Source organism: Mesobaculum littorinae, from assembly GCF_004011175.1.
GTDB classification, from domain to species: Bacteria; Pseudomonadota; Alphaproteobacteria; order Rhodobacterales; family Rhodobacteraceae; genus Tranquillimonas; species Tranquillimonas littorinae.
In genome coordinates this window covers 287,398-305,111 of sequence record NZ_RQXX01000004.1, presented here as the reverse complement: position 1 = coordinate 305,111, position 17,714 = coordinate 287,398, and the positions used below count along the sequence as shown (strand labels likewise).

Annotated in this window: 16 protein-coding genes; 9 read left to right on the top strand and 7 right to left on the bottom strand. The window is 69.5% G+C overall.

What is annotated here, in order from left to right:
- The first annotated feature begins 103 nt into the window (after positions 1–103).
- Positions 104–1,132: a purine-nucleoside phosphorylase gene (locus EKE94_RS13680; RefSeq protein ID WP_127907172.1), complete on the top strand. Its 1,029-nt coding sequence runs from the start codon at positions 104–106 to the stop codon at positions 1,130–1,132.
- Positions 1,133–1,371: 239 nt separating this feature from the next.
- Positions 1,372–2,412: an aldo/keto reductase gene (locus EKE94_RS13675; RefSeq protein ID WP_127907171.1), complete on the top strand. Its 1,041-nt coding sequence runs from the start codon at positions 1,372–1,374 to the stop codon at positions 2,410–2,412.
- A gap of 231 nt (positions 2,413–2,643) precedes the next feature.
- Here EKE94_RS13675 and arsH read toward each other — a convergent pair whose 3' ends face one another.
- Genes arsH through EKE94_RS13655 form a run of 4 tightly spaced genes read right to left on the bottom strand, consistent with a single transcriptional unit; the run spans position 2,644 to position 5,210 of the window.
- Positions 2,644–3,366, bottom strand: coding sequence for an arsenical resistance protein ArsH (arsH, locus tag EKE94_RS13670; protein WP_127907278.1), 723 nt, complete (start codon positions 3,364–3,366; stop codon positions 2,644–2,646).
- A gap of 41 nt (positions 3,367–3,407) precedes the next feature.
- A complete protein-coding gene (gene arsC, locus EKE94_RS13665; protein ID WP_127907170.1) occupies positions 3,408–3,806 on the bottom strand; it encodes an arsenate reductase (glutaredoxin) in 399 nt (132 codons plus the stop codon).
- Positions 3,807–3,809: 3 nt separating this feature from the next.
- A complete protein-coding gene (gene arsB, locus EKE94_RS13660; protein ID WP_127907169.1) occupies positions 3,810–4,850 on the bottom strand; it encodes an ACR3 family arsenite efflux transporter in 1,041 nt (346 codons plus the stop codon).
- A gap of 27 nt (positions 4,851–4,877) precedes the next feature.
- Positions 4,878–5,210, bottom strand: coding sequence for an ArsR/SmtB family transcription factor (locus EKE94_RS13655; protein WP_127907168.1), 333 nt, complete (start codon positions 5,208–5,210; stop codon positions 4,878–4,880).
- A gap of 325 nt (positions 5,211–5,535) precedes the next feature.
- Here EKE94_RS13655 and EKE94_RS13650 point away from each other — a divergent pair, with 325 nt between their 5' ends.
- Positions 5,536–5,829, top strand: coding sequence for an SH3 domain-containing protein (locus tag EKE94_RS13650; RefSeq protein ID WP_127907167.1), 294 nt, complete (start codon positions 5,536–5,538; stop codon positions 5,827–5,829).
- Positions 5,830–5,941: 112 nt separating this feature from the next.
- Here the strand turns inward: EKE94_RS13650 and EKE94_RS13645 are convergent, their stop codons facing one another.
- The 3 genes from EKE94_RS13645 to EKE94_RS13635 form a co-directional block, all read right to left on the bottom strand.
- Positions 5,942–6,775, bottom strand: coding sequence for a DMT family transporter (locus tag EKE94_RS13645; protein WP_456237827.1), 834 nt, complete (start codon positions 6,773–6,775; stop codon positions 5,942–5,944).
- A gap of 150 nt (positions 6,776–6,925) precedes the next feature.
- Positions 6,926–9,310, bottom strand: coding sequence for a PIG-L family deacetylase (locus tag EKE94_RS13640; RefSeq protein ID WP_127907165.1), 2,385 nt, complete (start codon positions 9,308–9,310; stop codon positions 6,926–6,928).
- A complete protein-coding gene (locus tag EKE94_RS13635) occupies positions 9,307–10,539 on the bottom strand; it encodes an ROK family transcriptional regulator (protein ID WP_127907164.1) in 1,233 nt (410 codons plus the stop codon). The genes EKE94_RS13640 and EKE94_RS13635 overlap by 4 nt, the downstream gene beginning before the upstream one ends.
- Positions 10,540–10,747: 208 nt before the next feature.
- Here EKE94_RS13635 and EKE94_RS13630 point away from each other — a divergent pair, with 208 nt between their 5' ends.
- The 6 genes from EKE94_RS13630 to EKE94_RS13605 all read left to right on the top strand — a co-directional run bounded on the left by EKE94_RS13630 (position 10,748) and on the right by EKE94_RS13605 (position 17,699).
- Positions 10,748–11,995, top strand: a complete 1,248-nt coding sequence (locus EKE94_RS13630) for an extracellular solute-binding protein (protein ID WP_127907163.1) — start codon at positions 10,748–10,750, stop codon at positions 11,993–11,995.
- Between the two features lie 65 nt (positions 11,996–12,060).
- Positions 12,061–12,999, top strand: a complete 939-nt coding sequence (locus tag EKE94_RS13625) for a carbohydrate ABC transporter permease (protein WP_127907162.1) — start codon at positions 12,061–12,063, stop codon at positions 12,997–12,999.
- Positions 12,996–13,847, top strand: a complete 852-nt coding sequence (locus EKE94_RS13620; protein ID WP_127907161.1) for a carbohydrate ABC transporter permease — start codon at positions 12,996–12,998, stop codon at positions 13,845–13,847. Before EKE94_RS13625 ends, EKE94_RS13620 begins: the two co-directional genes overlap by 4 nt.
- Before the next feature lie 2 nt (positions 13,848–13,849).
- Positions 13,850–15,355, top strand: coding sequence for an argininosuccinate lyase (locus EKE94_RS13615; RefSeq protein ID WP_328590496.1), 1,506 nt, complete (start codon positions 13,850–13,852; stop codon positions 15,353–15,355).
- Positions 15,355–16,392 carry an ABC transporter ATP-binding protein gene (locus EKE94_RS13610; protein WP_127907159.1) on the top strand — a complete coding sequence of 346 codons (1,038 nt, stop codon included), beginning with the start codon at positions 15,355–15,357 and terminating at the stop codon, positions 16,390–16,392. Before EKE94_RS13615 ends, EKE94_RS13610 begins: the two co-directional genes overlap by 1 nt.
- Entirely contained in the window at positions 16,392–17,699 is a 1,308-nt protein-coding gene (locus EKE94_RS13605) for an ROK family protein (protein ID WP_127907158.1), read from the top strand. Before EKE94_RS13610 ends, EKE94_RS13605 begins: the two co-directional genes overlap by 1 nt.
- Positions 17,700–17,714 lie beyond the last annotated feature (15 nt).

Here is a 17,714-nt window from a genome sequence, read left to right as displayed (position 1 = left end):
AGGCGGCCCCCACCTGCTGATCGGGCGGCGATTGCCCCCGGCCCCGGCGTCGGGGATAGCGGCAGGGTCCGATTCCGGGATTGCCAATCAGAGGAAACCAGTCATGCCGTTCAGGACCGCTCTTCTCGCCGCCACGACCGCGATCGTCCCGCTCTCTGTTGCCGCGCAGGAAGAGGCGCAGCAGCCGGTGGCGCCCAAGGTGCTCGTCATCACCATGTTCGCGGGCGAAACCCAGCCCTGGCAAGATGCGCTCACCCTCGATACCGCGGTCGCCGTGCCCGGGCTTCCGGCAAGCGCGCCCGAGCTGCACTGCAACGAAGACCTGTGCGTGATGACGACGACGATGGGCTTCGCCAATGCCGCGGCGTCGGTCGCGGCGGTGGCGCTTGCTGACGAGATCGACCTCTCCGACAGCTATGTCGTCGTCGCCGGGATCGGCGGCGTGGACCCCGAAGAGGGCACGCTGGGCTCGGCCCACTGGGCACGTTACGTGGTGGACGGCGGATTGCGCCACCAGATCGATCCTCGCGAGATCCCCCAGGGCTGGACAACCGGTGCCTTCGATCTCGGTACCGCCGAACCGGGACAGGCCGAAGGCGGCTGGTCGGCGGGGACCGAAGTCTATGCGCTGAACGCCGACCTCGCGCAGCGGGCCTTTGACATCACCCGCGACGTGGCTCTGGCCGATGGCGATACCGCCGCCGAATATCGGGCGACCTACACGCAGGAGGCGGCACAGCGCGCGCCCTTCGTCAGCCTTTGCGACACGGTGTCGGCCGACACCTACTGGCACGGCGCCGTCATCGCAGCCGAGGTCGAGGACCGGGTGGCGCAGCTGACCGACGGGGCCGGGACCTACTGCACCACGCAGATGGAGGACAACGCGACGCTGGCCGCGCTGGAGCGTGCCGACGCGGCGGGCCGGGTGCAGATGGACCGCGTCGCGGTCCTGCGCACCGGGTCGAACTTCGACCGCCCGGCCGAAGGGCAGACCGCCGCCGAGTCGCTCGCGTCGGATTCGGGCGGCTTCGGTCCGGCGACCGAAAACGCGTTCCGGGTGGCCAATGCCTTTGCCGAGACCGTGATCGCGGACTGGGAGACATGGAAAGACGGCGTCCCCGCCGCGGAATGACGGCCGCCGGCGTCGCGCGGGGGCGTGCCGGCTCCGGGGCGGGACGACGTCTGCCGCCCCGGTGAGCCGCCTGCCCGGGGGAGGGTGGTTTCGTCCAGCCCGGGTGTCGTCGCGATCGGGGTGAACCTTTGCGGGCCGGGGCCGTTGGCAGGGCGGACCACGGGCCCGGCCCGCGAGACGAGATCACGGAAAAGAGCCGGGAGGAGTCCCGGTATGAGAGACTTGAAAGAGGGCGGCACATGAAGCGCACCACACTGGGGACAAGCGGCATCGAGGTGTCCGAGTTCTGTCTCGGCACCATGACATGGGGTCGCCAGAACACCGAGGCCGAGGGCCACGCGCAGATCGATCAGGCGCTCGACGCCGGGGTCGACTTCCTCGACACCGCCGAGATGTATCCCACCAACCCGGTGCTGGCCGAGACTATCGGCGGCACCGAAGAGATCATCGGCAGCTGGCTGGCCCGGACCGGGCGGCGCGGCGATGTCGTGCTGGCGACCAAGATGCTGGCGGAGGGGTCGATGGTGCGCGACGGGCGCGGCGCCGATCCGCAGTCCATGCGCGCCGCGCTCGAGGGGTCGCTGCGGCGGCTGGGCACCGATTACGTGGACCTCTACCAGATCCACTGGCCCGACCGCGGCTCCTACCACTTCCGCCAGATATGGGAATATGACCCCACCGGGCAGGACCGCGCGGCGGTGCGCCAGAACATGGCCGACGTGGCCGGTACGCTGTCAGAGCTGCGCGACGAGGGCAAGATCCGCGCCTATGGGCCGTCGAACGAAACCGCCTGGGGCACGGCCCGCTGGAACGATGCGCTGGCGGCGGCCGGGGCGCCGGCCATCGCCACCATCCAGAACGAGTACAATCTGCTGTGCCGCCTGTTCGACGGCGATCTGGCCGAGACCTGCCACCACGAGCAGGTGACGCTGCTGGCCTTCTCGCCCCTGGCCGCCGGGCTTCTGACCGGCAAGTACCAGGACGGCGCGGTGCCCGAGGGCAGCCGCATGGCGCTGACCCCGAACCTGGGCGGGCGCGTGTCCGAACGGGTCTGGGGCGCGGTGGCGGCCTATCACGCGCTGGCGCGCGAGTATGACACCGACCCGGTGCAGATGGCCCTGGCTTGGACCCGCAGCCGCCCGGTGCCGACGATCCCGATCCTTGGCGCGACCACGCCCGACCAGCTTTCCCGCGCGTTGGGGGCGGCCGAGCTGGTGCTGTCGGACGAGCTGCTTGAAGGGATCGACGCGGTGCACAAGGCATGGCCGATGCCGTACTGACGCGCCCCCTGCCGCCCTTTGTTCCGGACGGTTCCGCGCGCCCGGGCCGGGCTTCGCACCGCTGTAATGGCTTTGACAGACGGGGAGGGCGGAGGCCATCCGGGCCATACGCGGCAGGGCGCTCCTGTCCTGCCGCGCACCCGAATGAGCCCCGCGCGGCAGATCCACCGGCGCCCGCTTAGACCCCGCGCACCCGGGTGAGCCCCGGGAGGGAGTTTGGCCGGCGTCCGACTAGACCTGGCCCTGGTTCACCCGCTTCGACAGGGCCTCGGCGCTTTCCACCCGTTCCGAGTAGCGGTCAGTCAGGGCGACGGCGCGGCCCCGGGTCATCAGGGTGAACTTCACCAGTTCCTCCATCACGTCCACGATCCGCAGGTAAAGCGGCGACAGGCGCATGCGTCCGGCCGCGTCGAATTCGTCCCAGGCCTTCGGCATCGAAGACTGGTTGGGGATCGTCACCATCCGCATCCAGCGGCCCAGGATACGCATCTGGTTCACCGCGTTGAAGCTTTGCGATCCGCCGCAGACCTGCATCAGCGCCAGCGTCTTGCCCTGCGTCGGGCGCACGCTGCCCAGCGACAGCGGGATCCAGTCGATCTGCGCCTTCAGCACGCTCGACATCGCGCCGTGTCGTTCGGGCGAGGACCAGACCATGCCCTCGCTCCACCTCGCCAGATCCCGCAGCTCGGCAACCTTTGGGTGGTCGTCGGCGGTGGCGTCGGGCAGGGGCAGGCCCGCCGGGTCGAAGATCCGCACCTCGGCGCCGAACCACGCCAGAAGTCGCGCGGCCTCTTCGGCGGCAAGGCGGGAATAGGAGCGGTCGCGCAGCGACCCGTAGAGGATCAGGATGCGCGGTGGATGACCGTCATCGTCCGGCGCCGCGTAGAGCGCGGGGTCGACGGGATGCAGCTGCGCGGCGTCGATGTTGGGTAGGTCGATGCTGGTTGGATCGATGTCGGGCGGGGCCGAGGGGTCGGGGCGGGCAAGCGGATCGGTCACGGCGTCACGACCTCGCCGTCTTCCTTGGTGAAGGGACCGGCCTCGGTGGGGGCGAGGACGGCAAAGACCTCCTCCGAGGGACGGCACAGCCGGGTGCCGCGCGGGCCCGCCACCACGGGGCGGTTGATCAGGATCGGGTGCTGCGCCATCGCGTCGATCAGCTGTGCGTCCGTCAGCGCGGGGTCGTCCAGCCCGAGATCGTCGTAGGGCGTGCCCTTGCGGCGCAGGAGGTCGCGCGGGGCGATGCCCATGGCGGCGATCAGCTCTTCGATCTTGGCGCGGCCGGGCGGGGTTTCGAGGTAGAGGATCACCTGCGGCTCGACACCGGTGTGGCGGATCATCTCCAGCGCATTGCGCGAGGTGCCGCAGGCGGGGTTGTGGTAGATGGTGACCATGGTTCAGACCTTTGCGAAACGGGGGCGGGTGCGGTTGGCGATGGCGACGAGCGACAGCATCACCGGAACCTCGACTAGGACGCCCACGACGGTGGCAAGTGCTGCGCCCGAGTTCAGGCCGAACAGGCTGATGGCCACCGCGACCGCCAGTTCGAAGAAGTTCGACGTGCCGATCAGCGCGCAGGGCGCGGCGATTTTGTGCGGCACCCGCAGCGCCCAGGCGGCGCCGTAGGCCAGCGCGAAGATGCCGTAGCTTTGCAGGATGATCGGCACCGCGATCATCGCGATGACGGCGGGGCGGTTCAGGATCACCTCGCCCTGCAGCCCGAAGAGGATCGCCACCGTGGCGATCAGCCCGATCACCGAAAGCGGCTTTATCCGCGCCGTGAAGCGGTCGATCCGGTCGGGCGATCCCAGGGCGCGGCGGGTAGCGAGCCCGGCGATCAGCGGCAGCACGACGTAAAGCAGCGTGGCCAGCACCAGCGTGCGCCACGGCACGGCGATGTCGGTGACGCCCAGCAGAAAGGCCACGAGCGGTGCGAAGGCGACGATCATGATCAGGTCGTTCACCGAGACCTGCACCAGCGTGTAGGTTTCGTCCCCCCGCGTCAGCTGCGACCAGACGAAGACCATCGCCGTGCAGGGCGCGGCCCCCAGCAGGATCAGCCCGGCTATGTATTGCGCCGCATCCTCGGGCGCGATGAAACGGGCAAAGACGACCTCGAAGAACAGGACGGCCAGCGCGGCCATGGTGAAGGGCTTGACCAGCCAGTTCACCGCCAGCGTCAGCAGCAGGCCCAGGGGTTGCCGGGCCACCCCGGCCACAGCGCCGACATCGACGCCGATCATCATCGGGTAGACCATCGCCCAGATCAGGACGGCGACGACCAGGTTCACCTGCGCGACCTCGGCCGCCGCGATGGCGCCCACCAGCCCGGGCGCGAGGGCACCGATCGCCAAGCCCGCAAGGATGGCCAGCGCCACCCACAGCGTCAGCCAGCGTTCGAAGAGGCCCATGGGCGCAGCGTCTGAGGTGTCGGTCATTGTCCTGTGGTCCCGGTCGGCTGCCCGTCAGCAGGCGCAGCGAATGTCGTCGAGCAGGGGCTGGCAAAGCGCGGGCTCGCCGCCGCAGCAATCCTGCAGCAGAAAGCGCAGGAGGGTCGAGATGCCGTCGAAATCGGCGTAGTAGCGGATCGACCGGCCATGCCTCTCGTTGCGCACCAGCCCGGCGGTGCGCAGAACGGTCAGGTTGGCCGACAGGGTGTTCTGCCGCACGCCCAGAAGCTCGCCGATGCGCCCCGCGCTCAGCCCCTCGGGGCCCGCCTTCACCAGAAGGCGCAGCACGTCGAGCCGGGTCGACTGACCCAGCGCGGCAAATCCTTGTGAGGCTGTATTTATATCCATACTTCGTGTATTATGGATGTATTAGGCCGTGTCAAGCCGTGGCGGTGTTCCCCGGAGCGGGGTGTTTCGGTTTCGATTGCCGCGGGGCGCGCGGGGGCGCGGTACAAGGCGCCGCCCGGCGACCCCGTGGTGGTGGTCCAAGACTGCTGGCCCACCCCTGTTGCCCCGCCGCGCGCAGCCACCACCGGCGACGGGCGACCGGGCCGCCGGGGCCACGCGGCGGGCATGGCGCCGCCGGGCGCGCGAGGTCGGGCCACTTCGCCCTTCACCTGCGGGGGCCCATTTGGCAGAACGGCGGCAATCCCAAACGCACGAGGTTCCGCCCATGTCCCGCCCAGCCATCGCCGCCGTCACGTCCCTGCTTATCCTGTCGGCCTGCGGAGGCGCCGCGGGGTTCGGCGGACGGACGGTGGTCGAGGGCACGGGCCCGGACGAGCTTTTGAAACTGCGTGCCGGCCCGGGCCTGGGCTACAAGGTGATCCTCGGCCTGCCGGACGGCACGCGGCTGAACCGGCATGACTGCGTGACCGAGGTGGGCCAGCTCTGGTGCCGCGTTTCGCTGGAAGGCGCGCCGGGCATCACGGGATACGTCTCGGAAGACTACATTTCCGCGCTTTGATCCGGCGGGTCCGGGTGAACCGCCGCGCCGGCAGGCCGCCGGCAGGGGGGCACTGACCCCGGTGGGCGTCGTTGCGCGCACGGCGCCCCGGGGGCGTCGTCATCTTGGGCCGTCACTTTGGGCGGGCGCGAAAGTTCAGGGCCGCGCCGAGGATGACCAGCCCCGCGCCGCCGGCGAAGGCGAGGCCGGGGCGTTCGGCGAAGACGATCCAGCCCGCCGCCGTCGCGAAAAGCAGCGAGACGTAGGAAACCGGCGACAAGAGCGAGGCCGGCGCCGCGCGGTAGGCCCGCAGAAAGCACAGTTGCGCGACCTGCGCCAAGACGCCGATGGCCAGCACCGGCAGCCACGTCGACGGCGCGAGCGGCACCCAGAGGGCCAGCGCGGGGCCGCCGGTGAAAAGGCACAGGCCGGCGGTGTAGAACAGCATCATCACCATCGTGCTTTCGTGCCGCAGGGCGCGGGTCTGGATCGTCGCCATGGCGCCGAAGACCACCGACAGCGCAGCCGCCCCGAGACCGGCCAGCGGCACCGGCCCCAGGGCGGATTGCCCCGGCGCGGCGATGATCGCCACGCCGCCCAGGCCCAGTACCAGCCCAACCCACTGCGGCCGGGCGATGCGTTCGCCCAGCAGGAGCGCGGCAAGGAGCATGGCCACCGGCGGCCGGGTAAAGCCCACCGCGTTGACCAGCGCCAGCGGCAGCAGCGTCAGCGCGTAGAAGTTCAGGCTGAGCGCCGCGGCGTTGCAGGCCACGCGGCAGGCATTGCGCCAAGGCGCCGCCATCCGCCGCAGCTCGTCCCGCCGGATCCAGACCATCGGTAGGATGACCACGAGACCGATGAGCGCGCGCAGGAACACCAGTTGCAGCGCCGGCAGCGACTGGCCTTGTAGCTTCACCAGCACGTTGACGCAGGTGACCAGCGCCATGTCCGTCAGCAGCCAGGCGATCCCGGCGGCGGGCTCGGTTCGGTCCGGGGCCGTTCCGTTTGGGTCCGACCGGTTCGGGCCCGCCCGGTTCAGGTCTGTCCGGTTCGGATCTGCCGGCTCCGGGCCCGTCGGGTCCGGGACGGCACCGGGACCGCGGGGCGGCGTCGTCACCTAGCGCTCGGGGCGCAGGATATTGGCGAGCAGGCGGAAGGCGCCCGGCACCATCCGTTCAAGCTGGTGATGCAGGACGAGCGAGACATGCGTGTGCCGCCCCGCCCCGATCCGGGCCGAAACCAGCGCCCCCGTCAGTGGCGCCTCGCCGCGGTCGTGCATCGACAACAGGGGCACGTAGGCGTCGTCCCACGCAGCGGCGAAGTAGAGCCCGCGCTCCTTGTCCCATCCCTCCCAGTCGGCGGGGCCGATGGCATTGGGCGTGGTCAGGATGGGGTGGTCGGGCTTCAGCACCGTGACCGGCGCCGCCTCGTCGGTCACGCGCCAGCGCAGCGACGGCGTGCCGATGGTCAGCGGCAGCGGCGGGACACTATCGGGATCCCAGCCCTGGTCGGGACGCTGGTAGAGCGTCACCAGCGCGCCGCCCGCGCGCACGAAGTCGTGCAACCTTGCGACATGGGCCAGCACGTCGGGGCGCGCGGCCAGTGCCACGACACCGATGACCAGCGTGGTATAGGCCGAAAGGTCGGTGTCCTGCGCGATCCGGTCCAGCGTCGTGACGTCCAGCCCCATGCGGCGTATCCACAGATCGGTGCGGTCGCTGCCGCCGCCGATCCAGCCGATCCGCGTGTCCTCGGGCAGTGCCAGGTCCAGGCTGAGGATCCTGAGCGCGGCATCCTCGTCATAGGCAAGGCGGCCGATATGGGGGTAATGCGACACGCTGCGGCGCATCGCCGGGCGGCCCTGCACACGCGGCACGATCCGGGTCAGGCCGGGGGACAGGTCCGCGGCGGGCGTCAGTCGTGCCGCGCCGTCCTCCAGCGTCAGCGTCCAGCCCTCGGGCAGGTCCGTCTCGCCCGGCGAGATGGCGCCGCCGTAGCGGAAGGCGAAGGGCGCCGGGGGGGCCGCGCGCAGGTGCAGGAAATCTGCCGGCTCGGCTTCGAACGGAGCTGCGGGGGCGACGGCCGCGGGCGTAGCGGGGTCGAGCAGGGTCGAGACCTGTCGCCCCGCCAGCGCGCAGTCCAGCCGCACGTGGATTGGGGCGTTGCCGCCCGTCGCTGACCACGTGGCGGCGAATTGCGGGGTGAAGGGCGCGTCGTCGCGTGCGCTCAGCGCGAAGGTCGCCGCCTCGCCCGAGGTTTCGGGCCGGGCCGAGACGCCCTGTGGCAGGACCGGGGTCACCGTCATCCCCGACACCGCCGCAAAGGGGGCGGCTGTGCGCAGCGTCAGGAGGGCCGAGCCGCCTGGGGCGAGAGGCCCGTCGGTGATGTCGAGCCGCGGGTCGAGGCCCGATGCCTCGACCATCGCGGTCTGCACGTCGCGGCGCTTGACCGCGATGCGGTGGCCATGCGCCGCGCGGGCCTCGGTATCCCCGGCGATCGCCCGGGCGGCCCGGTCCAGCGCCGCGTCCGCCTGCGCCAGCGCGGCGAGGATCGCGTCAGGGTCGGGAAACGCGGCCCCGGCGCTGTCGATCGCCTCTCCGGCGGCCGAGAGGTCGTTCGCTGCAGCGGGCAGAAGATCCGCGAGGTCCCGCAGCGAAACCGGCAGGCCGTCGGTGATCTGCGCCTCGGCGTCACCGCCGCACAGGTGCAGCGGCCAGGCCATCTGCGCCTCGTCATGCCAGCGGCCCATGCCCTGCGAGGCGTGGCGCCGCCGCGACCATTCGCCGATGCGGGCGAAATCCGCGCCTGTTGCCGGGTCGCGGCCCGTCGCGCGTTCGGTCAGGGTGGCCTCGGGCGGGGGTACCTCGTCGTCGTAGGTGCCCCCGCCGCCGGGCCACGCGGGCAGGTAGAGCTTGGTCACGGTCCAGGGCGTCAGCCCCTCGTCCATGTGGTGGGGATAGGCGGCGGGGTCGGCGGCGCGGGCCACCGCGGTTTCCGCCGCCCGGGTCATCGCGCGATGATGGCCGTGCTGTCCCGGCACGTCGAGAAAGGTGGGCAGGACGATGTCCGGGCGGTTGCGCCGGTAGGCCCGCACCAGCCGCTCGACGATGCGGTCCTCGCCCCAGCGGGCGAAGGTATCGTCGCCGTCCTTGGAAAAGCCGAAATCATGCACCGGATCCTGCGGGCCGAAGCCCAGCCACGCGATGTCGCAGTCGAGGATGCGCGCGGCTTCCTCCATCTCGCGCGTGCGCAAAAGGCCCAGCGCCCCGCCGCGTTCGGGGCCCAGCACGTTCTGCCCGCCCTCGCCACGGGTCGAACAGGCGACGACGACGCGCATCCCGCGCCCGAAGCGCAGCCAGGCCAGGAGGCCGCTTTGTTCGTCGTCGGGATGCGCGCCCGTGTTCATCAGGGTGACGACCGAGCCCAGCCGCGACAGGGCGCGGTGCAGGCGCACAAGGGCGGGGGAGGCTTCGTCGCGTGCAAGTCGCTCCTCGGGGGTCATGGGGCGGATCCTTTCAGGGTGGTCTCTTGCAGGTCGGAGAGGTCGAGCCGCGGGGTGATCGCTTCGTGCAGCGGCAGGGCCGCGGCGCCGAGCGCGGCGGTTAAAAGCCCGCTCTGCCCGCGGATCACCGGCGGCACCATGCGGTCGCTGCGCCGGGCGACGCTGGGGCCGAAGCTGAGCCGCGCGATGATCGCGTCGAGACAGGCGGGCGGCAGGCCGCCCGACAGGATGATGGTCTGCGGATCGAACACGTTCTCGAGGATCGAGATCATCGGGGACAGGTGCGCGGCGGCGTCTTCGAGCCAGGCCGCGACGACCGGATCGCCCTCGGGCGCCAGCGTGTCGAGGTCGTCGACGGACAGCACCCGCCCGTCATCGGCCAGGCGTTCGCGCAGGGAATGCAGCGAGGCATAGCGTTCAAGGCAGCCGTGTTGCCCGCAAGGGCAGGGGCGGCCGCCGGGGGTGACGACGATGTGCCCGATCTCGCCGGCGTTGCCGAAGGCGCCGCGCACGGGGCGCCCTTCCGAGATCAGGCCCAGCCCGATGCCGGTGCCGAAATAGACGACGCAGAAATCGGTCATCTCCTTGCCGACGCCCAGAAGCGTTTCGCCCACGGCGGCGGCGTTGGCGTCGTTCTCGACCACCACCGGCACGCCCAGCCTGTCGCGCAGGTCGGCGGCGACGTCGATCCCGGCCCAGCCGGGCAGGGTGGTGGGGCCGACGCCCGAAAACCCCTCGATCTCGAAGGGGCCGGGCATCACCAGCCCCAGTCCCATCAGCCGACCCGGGTGATCGGCGCGCAGCTGCGCGACCCGGGTGCCGATTGCCGGCAGCAGTGTCGCGGGGCCGCCTTCGGCTATCGCGGTGACGTCGCGGTGCAGAAGCTCTCCGGCCAAGTCCACGACGGTGGTCACCATCCGCGTGACGGCCAGTTCGATCCCGATGGTAAAGGCCCCCGCGGGGTTGATTTCGTATTCGTGCGGCGGCTGTCCGCGCCCGCGCGCTATGCGGCGGCGTCCGGCGATGACGATCAGGTCAGCCGCGATCAGGTCGTCGATGATGTTCGTCACCGCCTGCGGCGTCAGCTGCGTCAGCTCGGCCAGCTCGCGCCGCCCGGTGCGGCCCTGGCTGCGCAGAAGGTCGAGCACGACGCGGCGGTTATGTTCGCGGCTGCGGTTCGGATTCTTTCCCCGGGCCGTGCGGCGCGGCGTGTCGGCAGGCATCACCATCTACAATTTCCCTTTTTGCCGGGCCCTCGTGACGGGTCATGCGGCCAGAGTGAAGCCGGGAAATTAATAAGGCAAGTTCTTTTAAGTATTGACAGGTGACCGGTCCGGGACCGAGGTTCATGCCCACGACCAGGCCGCAGGTCCGACCGCGGCGGATAAGAAACAGGCGTCCCGACAAGGGGACGTCCGCATCCAACGGAGGAACGTCATGCAGAAGCGTATTCTTATGGCCGGCATCTCGGCCGCGGCGTGCATCTCGGCGGCAAGCGCGGCCTCGGCCGTCGAAATCGAGTACTGGCAGTACATCTACGACACGCGCGTCGACGCGATGGACCAGCTGATCGAAAGCTTCGAGGAAGCCAACCCCGACATCACCGTCAAGCAGGTGACCTTTCCCTACGCCGACTACCAGACCCGGATCGTCGCCGCGAACATGGCGCGCAAGGGGCCGGATGTCATGCAGCTGTTCTACGGCTGGGCCGACAAGTTCATCGCGGGCAAGCTGATCCAGCCGCTGCCCGAGGACACCTTTCCCGCCGCCGAGATCGAAGAGGAGTTCTTTCCCATCGTTTCGGCGATGAAGCGGGACGGTCAGTATTACGGCCTGCCGACCGCCGTCCGCTCGCTGGCGCTGTTCTACAACAAGGACCTGTTCGAAGAGGCGGGGCTGGACGGCCCGCCCGAGACGCTCGACGAGCTGGTCGAGTACGGTAAGAAGCTGACCGTCAAGAACGACGCCGGCAACTTCGAAACGGTTGGCCTGACGCTCGACATGGCCGGGCAGGACCACCAGTGGTGGCGCGAGGTGCTGGTCCGCCAGATGGGCGGCGTGCCCTACAACGACGACTACACCGAGGTCACCTACGACGACGAGGCCGGCATCGCCGCGCTGGAATACTACACCGATCTCGGCAAGAAGCATGGCATCGGCGAGCCGGGTTTCATGGACGAAGGCCAAGCGGCGTTCCGCGCGGGCCGGGCGGCGATGACCATCGACGGGACCTTCCGTCTGGGGTCGTTCAACAGCATCGAGGATTTCGAGTGGGGGGTGGCCGAGCTGCCCGCCAATGACGAGGGCGTCCAGTCGAACTACGCCAGCTACTTCGCCAACGCGATCGGCAGCAGCGCCGAGGGAGAAGAGCTGGAGGCCGCGGTCAAGTTCCTCGACTACATCTCGTCGCCCGAGGCGATGCAGGTCTGGCTTGAGGTCGTGGGCGAGCTTCCCGCCCGGCGCGCGGCGGCCGAGACCGAGGAGAACATGAGCGACCCGATCTACGGGCCTTTCCTTGCCGCGCTGCCCTATGCGCACACGACGCTTTTCGTGGACGAGGCCGCGCAGCGCCAGACCGCCATCGACATGGCCAACCGGGTCTTCCTGCAGGACCAGCCGGTCGCCGACGCGGTGGCCGAGGCCGCCGAGGAAGAGCAGGCGATCATCGACGACGCCCGGGACTGACGGCTGCAAATCGGGCCGCGGCGGGCAAGCCCCCGGCGCGGCCCATGATCCAGCGGAGGTGACGCATGGTCCACCCGACCTCATCCGACACGGTGCCGACGCACCCGATCCGGCCCGCGCCGCGCCTGTCGATGCGCACGCGCAGCGCGCTGTGGGTCTGGGGATTCCTGGCGATCCCGGTGCTGTTTTACTGCGTGATCCGGTTCTACCCGACGTTCAACGCCTTCTGGCTGTCGCTGACCGACTGGGACCTGATGTCCGAGGCCGAGTTCATCGGGTTCGAGAACTACCGCCGGATGTTCGCCGATCCCGATTTCTGGCAGACCTTCCGCAACACCTTCGAATACCTCGTCTTCGGGACCCCGATCAGCCTGCTGATCGCGTTCGTCGTGGCCTACTACCTCGACCGGGTCCGGTTCGCGCACAACTTCCTGCGCGCGCTCTACTTCATGCCCTACATCACCACCGCCGCCGCGATGGCCTGGGTGTGGCGCTGGTTCTACCAGCCGCCGCCCACCGGCCTGATCAACAGCGCGCTGGGCGAGATGGGGTTCGGCCAGATCGAGTTCCTGGGCTCGACCAGCAACGCGCTGCCCGCGATCATGGTGACGGCGATCTGGGCGGGGCTCGGGTTCCAGATCATCATCTTCATGGCCGGCCTGCGTGCGATCCCCGACACGTATTACGAGGCCGCGCGGATCGACGGTCTGGGCGAATGGACGATCCTGCGCAAGATCACGCTGCCGCTGCTGAAGCCCACGACCGTCTTTCTCGTCGTGTTCATCTCGATCGCGTTCCTGCGGATCTTCGACCAGGTCTACAACATGACGACGAATGACCCCGGCGGGCCGCTGGGCACCACCGAGCCTCTGGTGCTGATGATCTACCAGACCGCCTTTTCCTCCTACGACATGGGCTATGCCGCCGCGCAGACGGTCGTGCTGTTCACGATCCTGCTTGTCGTGTCGCTGCTGCAGCTCTGGATCCTGAGGGACCGCGCATGACCTCTGTCACCGAAACCCCCGGCCTCGCGATGTCGCGCATCAACCCCGGGGCCATCATCCGCTGGACGATCCTGTTCATCGGCGGCGTGCTGATGGTGACGCCGCTGCTTTACATGTTCTCGACCTCGCTCAAGACACCGGGGCAGATCTACGACCTGCGGCTGATCCCGGCCGAGCCCACGCTGGCCAACTATATCGAGGTGCTGCGCGAAGGCGACTTCATGCGGTGGTTCATCAACTCGTCCATCGTGGCGGTCGTGGTGACGCTGTCGAACCTCTTCTTCGACAGCCTCGTGGGCTACACCCTGGCCAAGTTCAAGTTTCGCGGCCGGCGCTTCGTCTTCATCGCGATCCTGTCGACACTGATGATCCCGACCGAGATGCTGGTGATCCCGTGGTACCTGATGTCGGCGCAGTTCGGCTGGCTCGACACCTACTGGGGCATCATGTTCCCCGGCATGACCACGGCTTTCGGGACCTTCCTGATGAAGCAGTTCTTCGAAACCGTGCCGGACGATTTCCTGGAAGCCGCGCGGATCGACGGGATGAACGAATTCACCATCTGGTGGAAGATCGCGATGCCGCTGGTGACGCCGGCACTGTCGGCGCTGGCGATCTTTACCTTCCTCGGCAACTGGACCGCCTTCTTCTGGCCGCTGATCGTCACTACCAGCAAGGAACTTTACACCCTGCCCATCGGCCTCACCAGTTTTGCCGTCGAACAGGCGATCCGGTGGGAGATGATCATGACCGGCGCCGCGCTCGCGACGATCCCGACGCTGGTGATCTTCCTGGTGCTGCAACGCTTCATCGTGCGCGGCGTGATGCTGGCGGGGCTCAAGGGATGACCATGCAAGACCCACGCCAGACCGACGACAGCCGCTTTCCCGATCCGACCTATCGCCGGACGGTGCTTGCGCCGCTCTTCGATCACGCCCGCACCGACCACGCTGATGGTTTCCGCCGGATCGACCGGGCGCACTTGGTAATGCTCGCCGAAACCGGCATCGTCGCGCGCGGAACGGCTGGCAAGATCGCCCGCGCCCTGCGAGAGATCGACGCCGAGGTCGACCCACAGGCGCTGGAATACACCGGTGAGGTCGAGGATTACTTTTTCCTCGTCGAGGCCGAGCTGAAAAAACGTCTGGGCCCCGATACCGGCGGCTGGCTGCACACGGCCCGGTCGCGCAACGACATCGACCACACGCTGTTCAAGATCGCGCTGAAGGGCCATCTGGACGGGATGCTGGTGCAGGCGCGCGCGCTCTTGGAGGCACTGATCGGTACGGCGCGGCGCGAGGCCGGGACGATCATCGTGGCCTATACCCACGGCCAGCCCGCGCAGCCCACCACGCTGGGGCACTACCTGTCGGCGGCGATCGAGGTCCTGATCCGCGACATCGAGCGGCTGGAAGCGGCGCGCGCGACTTGCGACCTAAGCTCGATGGGGGCGGCGGCGATCACCACGTCGGGGTTCCCGGTGGACCGGGCCCGGGTGGCGCATCTGCTGGGCTTCGCGGCGCCGCAGCGCAATTCCTACAGCTGCATCGCGGCGGTGGACTACACCACCGGCGCCTACTCGGCTGTCGAGCTGCTGTTTCTGCACCTCGGCCGGCTGATCCAGGATCTTCAGTTCTGGTCGGCCTTCGAGGTGGGGCAGATCTACGTGCCCAACGCCTTCGTGCAGATCTCGTCGATCATGCCGCAGAAACGCAACCCGGTGCCGATCGAACACATGCGGCATCTCGCCAGCCAGACGGTTGGCCGGGCGCGGATGATGAAGGACATCATGCACAACACGCCCTTCACCGACATGAACGACAGCGAAGGGGAAAGCCAGGCGGCGGGCTACACCGCCTTTGCCAGCGGCGGGCGGGTGCTGGACCTGCTTGCGGCCTTCGTGGGGGCGATCAAGGTCGATGGGGCGCGCGTGGACGCGAATATCCGGCGGTCGTGCATCACCATCACCGAACTGGCCGACACGCTGGTGCGGCGCGAAAGCCTGTCCTTTCGCCAGGCGCACGAGATCGCGGCGGCCACCGCCCGCGACGTGGTCGCGCGCGACGCCGACCTGCCCTCGGGCCATGCCGCCTTTTGCGCCGCGTTCGAAGCGGCGGTGGGCCGGCCGCCCGCCCTGAACGAGGCCGCGTTTCGCGAAGCGGCCTCGCCCGAACATTTCGTGGCCGTGCGCACCCGCTACGGCGGCCCCGCGCCCGCGCCCATGGCCGAGGCGCTGGACGCCTACGACGCCGCGCTGGCCGGGTTCGCCCGGGCCGCACAGGCCCGCGCCGACCGCGAAGCGGCGGCCGCGGCCGAGCTCGACACGGCATTCTCCAACCTGCTGGAGGCAAGGTGATGGCGACGATTTCGCTGAAGAATCTGACGAAGGTCTACGGCAAGGCCGAGGTGATCCACGGCATCGACCTCGACATCGCGGACGGCGAATTCGTCGTCTTCGTCGGGCCCTCGGGCTGCGGCAAGTCGACGACGCTGCGCATGATCGCCGGGCTGGAAGCGGTTTCGGGCGGCGAGATCCGCATCGGCGACCGCGTGGTGAACGAGCTTGACCCGAAAAGCCGCAACATCGCGATGGTGTTCCAGAACTACGCGATCTACCCGCACATGACGGTGCGCGAGAACATCGCCATCGGGCTTTACACCCAGAATCTCGACAAGGAAGAAAAGGCCCGACGGGTCGAGAATGCCGCCCAGATCCTCGGGCTCACCGATTTCGCCGATCGCCGTCCCGCCGCGCTGTCGGGCGGTCAGCGCCAGCGGGTCGCCATGGGCCGGGCCATGGTGCGCGACCCCGCGGCGTTTCTCTTCGACGAACCGCTGTCGAACCTCGACGCGCAGCTGCGCGCGCAGATGCGGATCGAGATCAAGGCCCTGCACCAGCGCCTGGGCTCGACCATCGCCTACGTGACCCACGACCAGGTCGAGGCGATGACGATGGCCGACCGGATCGTGGTGATGAAGGATGGCCATATCCTGCAGCAGGGGCGCCCGATGGACATCTATGCCAACCCGGTCGATGTCTTCACCGCGCGGTTCATCGGCACGCCGTCGATGAACATCATCCCCTCGGGGCTTGCCGGCGGCCCGGCGGCGGGGGACGGCGGACGGCCGGTGCTGCTGGGCGTCCGGCCGCAGGACCTGCATGTCGGCCAGGCTGCGGCGGCGGGTGGGCTGACGCTTGCCGGCCCCGTCACGGCGGTCGAGCCGCTGGGCCCCGAGACGCTCGTGCACTTCCGGGTGGGCGAGGAGACGGTGATCGGCACCGCCCCCGCGACCCAGATCCCCGAGGTCGGATCCGAGGTGTCGGCACGGGCCGAGGACGCGCAGCTTCACCGCTTCGACGCGGAGACAGAGAAGGCGCTGGAGAGCCGGTGATGCCCGAAACGCCCCCGCAGTCCGACCGCGGCGCCACCCCGCCGGACGCCGCACCCTCGGAGTCGGTATCGCCGAAGTCTCACCCGTCGGAGCCAGCAAAGTCACAGCCAGTAACGTCGGAGCCAGTCCCCGAGTCCGCTCCGGCAGACGCGTCTGAGACGGCGGTCACCCGGCCGGGCGCTCCGGCCCCGAGCACCCCCTCCGCGGGCCTTCCGTCCGCGGGTGCCCAGTCTGCCGTCGCATCATCGCCTCTTGCGGACCTGCCCGGGCCCGCGCGTGCGGCGCTTTCGCGCCTGCTTTCAGACCGGGCCGGTCCGGGCGACGCCGCGCAGGCTGCGCTTGCCGCCGAGGGCTGGACCCGTGGCGCGGAGGCGCTGGACCCCGGCCGCGCGCTGCTTCTGGCCACGGATATCGGCGGCACCAAGGCGCAGACGGCGCTGTGCGATCTGGACGGCACGGTGCTGGCCGAAACCAAGGCGCCGACGGATGCGTCGGGGGGGCTTGCGCTGATCGACCAGATCCTGACGCAGCGCGATCTGCTGCTGAAAGAGCTGGATGTCGCGCCCGCGCGCATCGCCGCGGCGGGGGTCGGGCTGCCCGCCTCGATCGATCCCGCGACCGGGCGCCTGCACCGCGGCCCGAACATCGCCGACCTTGAAAGGCACGATCTGGTGCGCCTTTTCGGCGAGGCGCTGTCGGTGCCCGCCGCGGTCGAGAACGACGTGAACATGGCCGCGCTGGGCGAACACTGGCGCGGCGCGCCGGGTGGGGCCGAGACGTCGGTCTTCGTCGCCATCGGCACCGGCATCGGCATGGGCACGGTGGTGCGGGGCGAGCTGTTGCGCGGCGCCCACGGGGCGGCGGGGGAAATCGCGGCGCTTCCGATCGGGGCGGACCCCTTCGACCCGGCGACCTTTCGCCAGGGCGCGCTGGAAAGCGCGATTTCCAGCGCGGCGATGCTGCGCGACTACCGCGCGCGCGGCGGCACGGCCCAAGGCACGCTGAAGGATCTCTTCGCCATCGGGGCGGATCCCGCCTTCGACGCGGTGATCGACCGGCTCGCGACCTGCGTGGCGCAGGCGATCCTGTCGATCTGTTCGATCCTCGATCCCGGGTGCGTCGTGCTTGGCGGCAGCGTGGGGTCACGCCCCGACCTGCTGGCCCGGCTGGAGGCGAAGCTGGCGCTGTGCATGCCCGATTCGCCCGATTGCCGGATCAGCACGCTAGGCAACCGCGCGGGCGTCGTCGGCGCCGCGCGGGCGGCGCGGCTGCGGCTAGCCGGGACATTGGCGGCAGAGTCTTCCTGACAGACAGGTCCGCGC